Raw genomic sequence first — 11,495 nt, forward strand, 5'->3', positions numbered from 1 at the left:
TGGCGGTGAACGGTCAGGCCGGCGGCCTGTCGGCGGCGGGGACGGTGGACAGCTCGACCGTGCAGAAGGCGCAGCGGCGGGCGTCGACGGGGATGTCGCTGAGGCACTCGGGGCACGTCTTCTCCGTGGCCTCCTTCTTGCTGTCGAACATGCTGAGGACCCGGGTCATGGGGAGCACGACCAGCCAGTAGACGACGGCGGCCACGATGGCGAACGACAGCAGGTGGTTGACGAAGTCGCCGTACTTGAAGACCGAGCCGTTCAGGGTGAACCTGTAGCTCGAGAAGTCCGGCTGGCGGCCACCGGTGATGGCGCCTATGAGGGGGGTGATGAGGTCGCCGACCAGGGCCTGGATGAGGCCGCTGAAGGTGGCGCCGACGACCACGGCGACGGCGAGCTCCACGAGGTTGCCGCGCAAGAGGAACTTCTTGAATCCGCTCATGGGGCAACGACCTATCCCGTTTGACCCCGCCTATGCAAGGGGGTGTTCACACCCGGGGGAGGGCTTGACGCGCGGAGTCGGGGAGCCTACGGTCTGGCTGCAAAAGTAAAGTTTCCTAATTATCCCCCGAGCAGCTAGGGGTGCCGTCGTGACCCGACGCCTCACCGCCGTCCTCGCCTCGGCGGCGCTGATCACCCTCTCGTGCGCCCAGCCCTCGACCGCCGCGGAGGGGCCGCCGCAGACGCGGGCGTCCGCCGTGAACGTTCCCGGACTGGTGCCCGAGCCCGTCTCCGTGCAGGCCGCCGGCGGGACGTACGAGATCACCGCGGCCACGCGGATCGTCGTGCCGACCGGGGACGGCTTCCGGGCGGCTTCCGGGCTGGCGGCCGTGCTGCGCCGGTCGACCGGGTTCCCGCTGCCGATCGTCAGGAGCGGAACCGGCATCGTGCTCGACGCGGGCGGCGGCGTGGGGCACGGCGACGAGGGGTACCGCCTGACCGTCTCCACGGACGGCGTCCTGATCAGGGCGGACTCGGGGGAGGGGCTCTTCCGGGGCGTGCAGACCCTCCGCCAGCTGCTGCCCGCCGCCGTGGAGAGCCGGACGCGGCAGCCGGGGCCGTGGAAGGTCGCCGGCGTCGAGATCGAGGACTACCCCCGCTTCGCCTACCGGGGCGCGATGCTGGACGTGGCCCGCCACTTCTTCGACGTCGGCGAGGTAAAGCGGTACATCGACCTCGCGGTCGCCTACAAGGTCAACGTGCTCCACCTGCACCTGAGCGACGACCAGGGCTGGCGGATCGCGATCAAGAGCTGGCCCCGCCTGACGACGGTCGGCGGGCGGACGGCCGTCGACGGGGACCCGGGCGGCTACTACACGCTGGCCGAGTACAAGGACATCGTGCGGTACGCCCGGGAGCGGTACGTCACCGTGGTGCCCGAGATCGACACGCCCGGCCACACCAACGCCGCGCTGGCGTCGTACGCGAAGCTGAACTGCGACGGCAAGGCGAGGAAGCCGTACACGGGGACGGACGTCGGCTTCAGCTCCCTGTGCACGGGCAAGGAGATCACCTACCGGTTCCTCGGCGACGTCGTCGGGGAGCTGGCGAAGATCACGCCCGGGCCGTACATCGACCTCGGCGGCGACGAGGCGCAGAGCACGCAGCACGCTGACTACGTCGCGTTCGTCGACCGGGTCCAGAAGATCGTGCACAGGTACGGCAAGAGCCTGATGGGCTGGGAGGAGATCGCCGGGGCCCACGTGAGCCCCGATTCGGTGGCCGAGCACTGGAACCCGGTCACCGGCACCCAGGAGGGCACGGAGAACGCCCGCGAGGCGGCCGCGAAGGGCGTGAAGCTGGTGATGGCGCCGGCCGACCACGCGTACCTGGACATGAAGTACACCGCCTCGACGCCGCTCGGTCAGGACTGGGCAGGGCTGGTCGAGGCGCGCGACTCCTACGACTGGGACCCGGCCCGGCTGATCACCGGCGTGGGGGAGGACGACGTCCTCGGGGTCGAGGCGCCGATCTGGACGGAGACCCTGCGCAAGCCGGCGGACCTGGAGTTCATGGCCTACCCCCGGCTGCCCGGCATCGCCGAGATCGGCTGGTCGCCCGCGTCGAGTCACTCCTGGGCCGACTACCGCACCCGCGTCGCCGCCCAGGGCCCGCGCTGGACCGCCGCCTCGGTGGACTTCTACCGGTCGCCCCAGATCCCGTTCTGAGCGCCGGAGCCCGCCCCGGTACGGCGTGCCGTACCGGGGTCGGCGCATGCCGTGACCTGCGCGAAGGGCGGAAAATTGGGCCTTGACCGGGGTGCCGGGTGCCACTTCCATTGCTCTAGTTAGGAATCTTTCCTAACTCGCATCGGATCACGCCGGCCCCACGCCCTCGCAGACAGGCGCGACGGGGCCCGGCAGAGAGGGCATATGGTGACACCTCGCACCCTCCGACGGCCCCTGGTCCTGCTGGCCTCGCTCGCCGCGCTGGCCGGCGTCCACCTCGTCGCCCTCGCCGGGCCCGCCGCGGCGGCCACCCGGTACGAGGCCGAGAACGCCACGATCTCCCAGGGCGTGGTGGAGTCGAACCACACCGGCTTCTCCGGGACCGGGTTCGTCAACGGCGACAACGTCGCCGGCAGCTACACGCAGTTCACCTTCACGGCGGCGAGCGCGGGCACGGCGACGCTCGTCCTCCGGTACGCCAACGGGACCGGGGCGGCCCGCACGGCGGACGTCGCGGTCGACGGCACGGTCGTGGCGGCCGGCCGCTCGTTCGCGGCCACGGCCGACTGGGACACCTGGGCGAGCGCGACGTTCACGGCCGACGTGGCCGCGGGCTCCCACACGCTCCGGGTCACCGCGACCGGCGCCGGCGGCAACCCGAACCTCGACTACCTGGACGTCACGGTGGCCGCTCCCTCCGCGGTGTACCAGGCGGAGAACGCGACGCTGTCGCAGGCCGACGTGGCCACCAACCACACGGGCTACACGGGCGGCGGGTTCGTCGACTACGTGAACACGACCGGCGGCTACATCGAGTGGAACGTCACCGCGGCCTCGGCGGGCGCCGCCACGGTGACCCTGCGGTACGCCAACGGGACGTCGATCGACCGGCCGTTAGCGCTCACGGTCAACGGCGCGGCGGCGGGCACCCGGTCCTACCCGGCGACGGCGAACTGGGACACCTGGGCCGACGACGCGTTCACGGTGAACCTGGCCGCCGGGGCGAACACGATCAGGGCCACGGCGACCACGGCCAACGGCGGCCCGAACGTCGACAAGATCACGATCTCGGCGGCCGGCGGCGGCGACACCCAGCCGCCCACGACGCCGGGCACCCCGTCGTGCGGCTCGATCACCACCACCGGCCTGACCCTGAGCTGGGGCGCCTCCACCGACAACGTGGGCGTGGTGGCGTACGACATCTACAACGACGGCAACAAGCTCGCCGAGGCGCCGGGCAGCCAGACCTCGACGGCGCTGACGGGTCTCACGCCGAACACCCAGTACCGCCTGTCGGTCTTCGGCCGCGACGCCGCCGGCAACGTGTCGATCGGCAGCCAGACCGTCGCCTGCACCACCCTGGCCGCCACGGACGGCCAGGCGCCCACCGCGCCCTCCGGGCTGACCGCTTCGAACGTGACGGCCAACAGCGTCAGGCTGGCGTGGACGGGGTCCACCGACAACGTGGGGGTCACCTCCTACGAGGTGCGCAGCGGCGACTCGGTCTACGCGACCGTCACCGGCACGCCGCCGGCGGCCTCGGCGACCGTCACCGGGCTCGCCTGCGCCTCGCCGTACACGCTGGCCGTGGTGGCCCTGGACGCGGCGGGCAACGTCTCCGCGGCGAGCAACGCGGTCAGCTTCACGACCTCGGCCTGCGGGAGCTCGGACGGCGGCGTGCCGTCGAGCGTCAGCACGATCTCCTCGGGCTGGACGATCCCATGGGGGCTGTACTGGATGCCCGACGGGCAGTCGGCGCTGGCCACCGAGCGGGACGACAAGGTGACCTCGGGACAGTTCAAGGTCTTCAAGGTCTCGCTCACCGGCGCGCGGACCCAGGTCGGCACCGTGCCCAACGTCGTGACGACCGGGGGCGAGGGCGGCCTGCTCGGCGTGGCCGTCGACCCGAACTGGGCCTCCAACCACTACGTGTACTTCTTCCACACGGCCTCGGAGGGCAACCGGATCGTCCGGATGACCTACAACGGCACCTCGCTGAGCGGCTACACGATCCTGGTCCAGGGGATCAAGAAGAACAAGTACCACAACGGCGGCCGGCTGGCCTTCGGCCCCGACGGCTATCTGTACGCCTCCACCGGCGACGCCCAGACGTCGAGCCTCGCGCAGGACACGACCTCGCTGAACGGCAAGATCCTGCGGATGAGGACCGACGGCACCCCGGCGCCGGGCAACCCGTTCGGGACCCTCGTCTACAGCTACGGCCACCGCAACCCGCAGGGGCTGGCCTTCGACCGCAACGGCCGCCTGTGGGAGGCCGAGTTCGGCAACAGCCAGTACGACGAGCTCAACCTGATCAAGCCGGGCGCCGACTACGGATGGCCGACCTGTGAGGGCACCTGCGGCGTCTCCGGCATGACCAACCCCAAGAAGACCTGGCCGGTCGACCAGGCCTCGCCCAGCGGCATCGCCATCGTCCGCAACGTGATCTACATGGCGGCGCTGCGCGGCGAGCGGCTCTGGCGCATCCCGATCAGCGGCGACACCGAGAACGTCGGCACGGCGACGGCCTACTACGTCGGCACCTACGGGCGCCTGCGGACCGTCGTCAAGGTCCCCGGCGCCGACCAGCTGTGGCTGACCACGACCAACTGCGACAACAACGGCAACGCGGCGAACGGGTCCGACAAGGTCTTCCGGATCTCGATCACCTGACGCGGCCGCCCCCGGTCCCGGCACGCCTGGCCGTACGGGACCGGGGGCCCGCACGTACGCCCCGGTTCTCACGCGTGCACGGAGCTCTTCGCGGGGGAGACGGGATGACACACGGGCGCTGCCGCCGGTTCCCCGGCGGCAGCGTAACAATGTTTCGGTAGCGCGTCTGGGAGCGCTCCCACTATCATGTGCCGCTCGCCTGGGCCAGGGCCGTCTCCACCTTCGTGAGGGCCGCTTCCAGCTCCTGCTTCAGCAGCGCGGGGAGCCGTCCCTCGCCGTAGCGCACCGTCAGCTTGTCCCGGACCGCGGCGACGCCCTCACCGTTCGCGACCGCGTTGCGCAGCACCTGCTTCAGGTCGAGCGCCACGTCCTCGTCGATGTCGTGCGTGGCCTCCGCGCCGTCCACCAGGGTGGCGAAGCGGGTGAGCGCCGCGTCCAGGGCGACCGGCGCCGGCGCCGTGGCCAGCGGCAACGTCGAGACGTCCGGCCTGCGGGCCGTGGAGGGCGCCTTCGCCGCCACGCCGCGCCGCTCATGGCGGATCCCGCGGGTGGGATGAGGGGTGGGCGCCCCGGACGCGTAGCCGGACGAGGAACCGGAGCCCGTGCCGGGCTCGGCGACCGCCTCGACCCGGGGGACGTCCGGAGTGATCACAGGCTGCGCCGTCTCGGCGATGGGCGACGGGCTGGGCAGCGCGACGGCGCGGTTCCCGCCCAGGTCACCGGCGTGCTGGGCGAACCACAGCAGGGCGCCGATGGCGACCGCGCCGACGGCGGCGGCCCCCCACCCGGCCCCGCGCGGCCCGGGCGGCCGCCCGCCCGACGAGAGCGCCGCCGCGACCGCCCGCGCGCTCGGCCGGTCGGCCGGGTCGGTGGCCAGGCAGCGGCGGCAGACGTCGGCCACCTCCTGCGGGAGGCCGGGCACCCCCTGCGGGCTGGGTGGGGGACCCTCGCGCCGGGCCGCCTCGATCGCCTCCCAGGTGGTCTCCGGGTACGGCGGGGCGCCGGTCAGCATCTCGAACAGCAGCACGCCGAGGGCGTACACGTCCACGGCCGGGTCCGCGGTCGTCCCCTTGAGCCGTTCAGGGGCGACGTACGGCGGGGTGCCGAAGTCGGCCACCACCTGGTCGTCCGCGTCGCCGGTGAACGCGGCGATCCCGAAGTCGAGCAGTTTGGGGCCGTCGGCGGCCAGCAGGACGTTCTCCGGCGTCACGTCGCGGTGGACGATGCCGCGGTCGTGGGCCGCCGCGAGGACCTCGGCCACCCCGGCCGCGATGGCCACCGCCTCGGGCCACGGCAACGGCCCCTGCACGATCCGGTCCGCCAGGGGCCGGCCTTCCAGCAGGCGCATCACCACGAACGCCGCGAGCCTGCCGCCGTGGGTGACGGTCTCGCCGTAGTCGTACACCTCGATGGCGTCGGGATGGATGAGCCGGGCGGTGGCCCTGGCCTCCCGGCGGATCAGCTCCCGGCCGGGGTTCTCGTCGTCGAGGGAGCCGTCCAGGACCTTGATCGCGACCATCCGCTGGAGCGCCTGGTCGAAGGCGCGCCAGATGACCGACATCCCACCCGTCGCGATCCGCTCCTTGAGCTGATAGCGACGGGTCAGGACGTCGCCTTCTTTGAGCTCAGGCCGATTCACGAACCACCAGTTCCGTGGGCAGCACGGGATTGCCCTTGGGCTTGTCCTCGTCGCCCAGCGCCATGAGCAGCAGACGGGCGGCGAGGGTCGCCATCTCCTCCACGGGCTGGCGGACCGTGGTCAACGACGGCGAGGTGTGCCGGGCGACCGGGGCGTCGTCGTAGCCGATCACGGCCACGTCGTCGGGCACCTTGCGGCCGGCGCGCCGCAGCGTCTGCATGGCCCCGGCCGCCATCACGTCCGACGCCGCGAACACGGCGTCGAGGTGCGGCGCCCGCTGGAGCAGCCACTGCATGGCGTGCGCTCCCGACGCGTGGGTGAAGTCGCCGTACGCCACCGGCATGTCGAGCACGCCGGCGTCGCGGAGCGTCTGCCGGAAGCCCTCCAGCCGGTCGCGGGCGGCCGGCAGCGTGGGCGGCCCGGCGATCGTCGCGATGGCCCTGCGGTTGTTGAGCAGCAGGTGCTCGGCCGCCTGCCGGCCTCCGTCGACGTTGTCCATGTCGACGAACGGCAGGTCGATGCCGTCCGGCGGCCGGCCGGCGCAGCGCACCGGTATGCCGGACGCGGCCAGCGTGACCGCGAGCGGGTGCCGGGCCCGCGCGCCGACCAGGAGGACGGCGTCCGCGGCGCCCGCGACCAGCGGCGGGGCGGCGATCGAGGCGGTGGCGGGGGTCGCCGTCATCAGGACCAGCGGGACCCCGTGACTCGCGAGGACCTCCTCGCAGGCCGACAGCAGTCGCGCGTAGAAGGGCTCGCTGAACAGGCGTGGACTGTGCTCGCAGACGACGGCCGCGATGATCTGCTCGGCCCGCCTGCCGGCCGAGCCCCGGGGGGCCCGGCGCCGGACGTAGCCCAGGCGCGACATCGCGTCGTGGACCTGCCGGCGGGTCGATGTGGTCACGCGTACCGAGCCGGTCAGGACCCGGGAAGCTGTTGCCGGGGAGACGCCGGCTGCGGCGGCTACCTCTGCGAGGGTGGGAAGATCGGCCATCCGGTCTCCTCGGCCCGAAGTTTCACACGGCTTGGGAGCGCTCCCAAGCGAAAGTATCACTGTTTCGCTCGTGTCAACAGAGGTTTCCTCGGTGTGAAACCTTTCGTAGAGTTTCATGGCCCAAGCGCACGGTTGGAGGCTAGAGCACGTCTCCCGCGCAGCGGAACCAGAACCCTAGATTTAATAGGTGAATAATCCCATTATGTCGGGAAATAGCTTGTTTTTCCGGTGTGATCGCTATCATCCGGGCCCGGAGTGAGGGCCGCCTCCGGCACGCGGCGCGGCGGTAGGGTCCTGGTCTGAGGGATCACCCGGAGAGCGGGCGCACCGTCTCCGACCTGCGGTCCCTCGGTACGGGCAGCCGATCCGACGGCCGGCCCCGCCCGTTCCCGCTCGGCTCGAACGTGCTCGGTCTCGGGGGTTCCCGGCCGCGCCGGGGCCTTCCCCCGCAAGAACCGGAAAGGCGCAACAAGTGACGAAACCCCTCCGCCGGACCCTTCCGACCGGTGTGACGAGCACGTTAACCGGCGTGCTCGCGATCGCCCTGCTGGCCGGCTGCGGCGGCTCGGACGGGAAGGACGCCGCCGCCCCTCCGGCGTCCCCTTCGACCGCCGTCTCCGTCGCTCCCTCGGAGGCCGTGACGTCCCCCGTCCAGGAGACGCCGGTCCAGGAGACGCCGGCGCCCGGCGCCACGACTCCCGGCGCGGCGGCTCCCGAGACGCCGGCCGCCGGATACAACGCCGCGGACGTCTCGTTCGCCCGGATGGTGATCCCCCACCACCTCCAGGCCATCGACATGGCGACGCTCGCGCAGACGCACGCGATGGACCCCTGGATCAGGGACCTGGCGTCCCGGGTCATCGACGCGCAGGACCCCGAGATCCGCACGCTCAAGGGGTGGCTCGACAAGTGGGGGGAGGAGCCGCTGCCGCGCGACCACCGGATGCCGGGGATGCAGTCGCCCGCGGAGATCGCGGCGCTCGCCAAGGCGTCGGGCAGCGCGTTCGACAAGATGTTCGTCACGATGATGATCGAGCACCACGGCGGGGCGATCCGGCTCGCCGACACCGAGCAGGCCCGCGGTGTGTACGCGGACGCCAAGCAGATGGCCGCCTCGATCTCGGCCACGCAGGCCGCCGAGGTGAAGGAGATGCGCTCCTACCTCGCCAAGCTCAAGTGAGCGAGGGCCGGGATCAGTTCTCGTAGGTGTCCAGGCGCGGCGGCAGGGCGTTCCAGGTGCAGAACGCGGACGACTCGTGGGGCGCCTGGAGGAAGGCGACCCTGAGCCAGCTGTCCGTCTCCCAGACCCTGACCTCGTAGCCGTCGTTCGGCGTCGCGGTCACCACCCGGCAGTCCCTGGCGGTGACCGCGATCGTCGCCCGGCCGCCCTTGAGCGTGAAGGTGTGCAGAGTCTCGCCGCTCGCGGCCGCCTTCGCGGTGGGCGGGGCGGCCGTACGGGACGGGCGCGGAGTCACCGTGGGCCGCGCGCTCCTGGCGGGAGAGGGGGACGGGCGGCCGCCCGGGCGCGCGGACGGCGTCGGGCGGACCGGAGGCGGGGACGGGGACGGGGGCTCGCCCGCGGGCTCCTCCGTCGCCCGGTCCGCGGCCGGAGTCCCGATGGCCGTGACCCCGGCGCCTGAAGGGCTCGCCGCGGCGACGGCGACGAGCGGGGCGAGGGGCGCCTCGTCGAGCACCGCGCTGCGCAGCACGTCGCGCACGCCCAGCCACGAGACGCCGACGGCGAGCGCGGTCGCCCCGCACCAGGCGAGTGTGTAGCCGAGAGCCCGTTTCATCGGCCGCTCACTCTAGTGGCCCCCGTGGTCATCCGCCGGGGACATCGGCGGACAAAGCTTCCTTGCCCCGGCAAAGCGGTACGAGCCGTGGTGCGTCCGTGTACGTTTCTGGGCCATGGCGACCGTTCTGCTGGTGGAGGACGACGAGTTCGTCCGTTCCGCGATCATCCGCGACCTGACCGGCCGGAGCCATGTCGTCCGCAGCGCGGGCCGCGCGCTCGACGCGCTGCGGGAGGTCGCGCATGCGGCTCCCGACGTGGTCGTGCTCGACCTCGGGCTGCCCGACCTCGACGGCGCGGAGGCGCTCAAGATGCTGCGGGCGATCTCCGACGTGCCGGTGATCGTGGCCACGGCCCGGGACGACGAGGCCGAGATCGTCCGGCTGCTTCGGGACGGCGCGGACGACTACCTGGTCAAACCGTTCTCCGGCGACCACCTGAACGCCCGGCTGGAGGCCGTGCTGCGCAGGGCCAGGGCGGCGGCGCCGTCACGGGTCGTCCGGGTGGGCGGCCTCGTCGTCGACGCGGACCGCAGGGAGGCCCGCCTCGACGGGACCGCGCTCGATCTCACCCGGCGGGAGTTCGACCTGCTCGCCTACCTGTGCGCCCGGCCGGACCGGGTGGTCTCCCGCAAGGAGCTGCTGACCGAGGTGTGGCGGCAGTCGTACGGCGACGACCAGACGATCGACGTCCACCTGTCGTGGCTGCGCCGCAAGCTGGGGGAGAGCGCGTCGCGGCCCCGCTACCTGCACACCGTCCGGGGGGTCGGCGTCCGGCTCACCGCTCCCGCGGCGCCGTGACCGCCGTACGCCGCGCGCGGCGGCCGGGCGGGGAGAGCCGGGGCGGGCCGTGAGGCGGAGCCTGGCCCTGGTGGCGGTGGCGGTCACCGCGATGGTGGCGCTGGCCTTCCTCATCCCGCTGGCCGTGGCCGTGAAGGAGATCGCGGAGACCCGGGCGCTCGCGGACGCCGAGCGGCAGGCGGGCACGATCGTCCCCGCCCTCGTCGTGACCGACGACGCCGTCGCGCTCGAGCGCGCGCTGGCCAGCACGCCCGCCGGGACCGACCGCATCGCCGTCCACCTGCCGGGCGGCGCCACCGTCGGCTCGTCGCGGGTCTCGCCGGCCGACGTGGCCGGGGCGTGGGAGCGCTCGCGGACCGTGCCGGTGCGCGACGGGTACGTGCTGCTCAGGCCGGTGGCCCTGGAGGGGTCGCGCCGCGCCGTGGTCGAGGTGTACGCCCCGGGGGACGCCGCCTCCCGTGGCGTCACCACCTCCTGGGCGGTGCTGACCGGTGTGGCGCTCACCCTGGTCGCGGGCTCGGTCGTGGTGGCCGACCGGCTGGGGGCGAGGGTCGTACGGGCCGCGCGGCGGCTTGGCGACGCGGCCGCGTCGCTCGGAGCGGGCGACCTGAGCGTGCGCATCAGGCCCGACGGCCCGCCGGAGCTGGTGGCGGCGGGCAGGGCCTTCAACACGATGGCCGACCAGGTGGCCGGGCTGCTCGCGGCGGAACGGGAGCTGGCCGCCGACCTGTCCCACCGCCTGCGCACGCCGCTGACGGCGCTGCGGCTCAACCTCGGCGGGGGGACGGGGCCGGAGGCCGAGGAGCGGCGGCTCGCGATCGACCGGCTGGAGCGGGCGGTCGACGAGATCATCGAGGCGGCCCGGCGGCCGTCCCGGCCGGCGCAGGCCCGCTGCGACGCGGCCGAGGTGCTGCGGGAGCGGCTGTCGTTCTGGTCGGCGCTGGCGGAGGACCAGGACCGGCCCTGGCAGCTGGTGGGAGCCGAGGCGCCCAGCCCCGTGCCGGTGGCCGCGGCAGAGCTGGGGGCGGCCGTCGACGTGCTGCTCGGCAACGTGTTCCGGCACACCCCGCACGGGGCGGCCTTCCGCGTCACCCTGCACCGGGGGGCCGGCATGGTGGGCGTCCTCGTCGCCGACGCCGGGCCGGGCATCGCCGACCCCGAGGGCGCGCTGAGGCGCGGGCACAGCGGCGCGGGCTCGACGGGGCTCGGCCTGGACATCGCCCGCCGCCTCGCCGAGTCGACCGGCGGCGGCGTGCGCATCGAGCCCTCCTCGCTCGGCGGCACGGGGGTCGGACTCTGGCTGAGGACAGACGGCCGAGCCGCCGCCCCGCGCGGCGGCCTGCTGCGGCGCCGCCGGGCCGGGCGCCGGCACGCCGGCCTCTGACGCCGGAGGGTCATGCCTCCCCGGGCGGATACGCTCGCGGGAGACGCG

9 protein-coding genes are annotated in these 11,495 nt (G+C 73.2%); 5 read left to right on the top strand and 4 right to left on the bottom strand.

Features of this window, described 5'->3' with window-relative positions; all coding sequences use genetic code 11:
* Positions 1-13: 13 nt before the first annotated feature.
* Positions 14-442 (bottom strand): large conductance mechanosensitive channel protein MscL, encoded by a 429-nt coding sequence (gene mscL, locus Mco01_RS12795; RefSeq protein ID WP_204057106.1) that lies wholly within the window; start codon positions 440-442, stop codon positions 14-16.
* Between the two features lie 148 nt (positions 443-590).
* Between mscL and Mco01_RS12800 the strand changes: the two genes are divergently transcribed.
* Together Mco01_RS12800 and Mco01_RS12805 are read left to right on the top strand one after the other, a co-directional pair.
* Complete coding sequence (locus Mco01_RS12800; RefSeq protein WP_239103567.1) at positions 591-2,168, top strand: beta-N-acetylhexosaminidase; 1,578 nt, start codon at positions 591-593, stop codon at positions 2,166-2,168.
* 204 nt (positions 2,169-2,372) lie between these two features.
* Complete coding sequence (locus Mco01_RS12805) at positions 2,373-4,841, top strand: PQQ-dependent sugar dehydrogenase (protein ID WP_204057107.1); 2,469 nt, start codon at positions 2,373-2,375, stop codon at positions 4,839-4,841.
* A 184-nt stretch (positions 4,842-5,025) separates the two neighbouring features.
* Here Mco01_RS12805 and Mco01_RS12810 read toward each other — a convergent pair whose 3' ends face one another.
* The gene (locus tag Mco01_RS12810) at positions 5,026-6,480 is read right to left on the bottom strand and encodes a serine/threonine-protein kinase (RefSeq protein ID WP_204057108.1); all 1,455 of its coding nucleotides are present in this window, start codon (positions 6,478-6,480) and stop codon (positions 5,026-5,028) included.
* Positions 6,467-7,471: a LacI family DNA-binding transcriptional regulator gene (locus Mco01_RS12815; RefSeq protein WP_204057109.1), complete on the bottom strand. Its 1,005-nt coding sequence runs from the start codon at positions 7,469-7,471 to the stop codon at positions 6,467-6,469. The genes Mco01_RS12810 and Mco01_RS12815 overlap by 14 nt, the downstream gene beginning before the upstream one ends.
* Before the next feature lie 508 nt (positions 7,472-7,979).
* On the opposite strand from Mco01_RS12815, the gene Mco01_RS12820 reads away from it, so the two are divergent.
* Positions 7,980-8,651: a DUF305 domain-containing protein gene (locus Mco01_RS12820; RefSeq protein WP_204057110.1), complete on the top strand. Its 672-nt coding sequence runs from the start codon at positions 7,980-7,982 to the stop codon at positions 8,649-8,651.
* Between the two features lie 13 nt (positions 8,652-8,664).
* Here the strand turns inward: Mco01_RS12820 and Mco01_RS12825 are convergent, their stop codons facing one another.
* Positions 8,665-9,264 carry a hypothetical protein gene (locus tag Mco01_RS12825; protein WP_204057111.1) on the bottom strand — a complete coding sequence of 200 codons (600 nt, stop codon included), beginning with the start codon at positions 9,262-9,264 and terminating at the stop codon, positions 8,665-8,667.
* Between the two features lie 115 nt (positions 9,265-9,379).
* On the opposite strand from Mco01_RS12825, the gene Mco01_RS12830 reads away from it, so the two are divergent.
* Together Mco01_RS12830 and Mco01_RS12835 are read left to right on the top strand one after the other, a co-directional pair.
* Positions 9,380-10,063, top strand: coding sequence for a response regulator transcription factor (locus Mco01_RS12830; protein ID WP_204057112.1), 684 nt, complete (start codon positions 9,380-9,382; stop codon positions 10,061-10,063).
* Positions 10,064-10,112: 49 nt separating this feature from the next.
* The gene (locus Mco01_RS12835) at positions 10,113-11,447 is read left to right on the top strand and encodes an ATP-binding protein (RefSeq protein WP_204057113.1); all 1,335 of its coding nucleotides are present in this window, start codon (positions 10,113-10,115) and stop codon (positions 11,445-11,447) included.
* Positions 11,448-11,495 lie beyond the last annotated feature (48 nt).

The sequence above is a fragment of the Microbispora corallina genome (assembly GCF_016863035.1).
Classification (GTDB): Bacteria; Actinomycetota; Actinomycetes; order Streptosporangiales; family Streptosporangiaceae; genus Microbispora; species Microbispora corallina.

Coding starts and splice junctions, on each gene's coding strand:
- mscL (WP_204057106.1), bottom strand. CDS start 442: ATGAGCGGATTCAAGAAGTTCCTCTTGCGCGGCAACCTCGTGGAGCTC.
- Mco01_RS12805 (WP_204057107.1), top strand. CDS start 2,373: ATGGTGACACCTCGCACCCTCCGACGGCCCCTGGTCCTGCTGGCCTCG.
- Mco01_RS12815 (WP_204057109.1), bottom strand. CDS start 7,471: ATGGCCGATCTTCCCACCCTCGCAGAGGTAGCCGCCGCAGCCGGCGTC.
- Mco01_RS12825 (WP_204057111.1), bottom strand. CDS start 9,264: ATGAAACGGGCTCTCGGCTACACACTCGCCTGGTGCGGGGCGACCGCG.
- Mco01_RS12830 (WP_204057112.1), top strand. CDS start 9,380: ATGGCGACCGTTCTGCTGGTGGAGGACGACGAGTTCGTCCGTTCCGCG.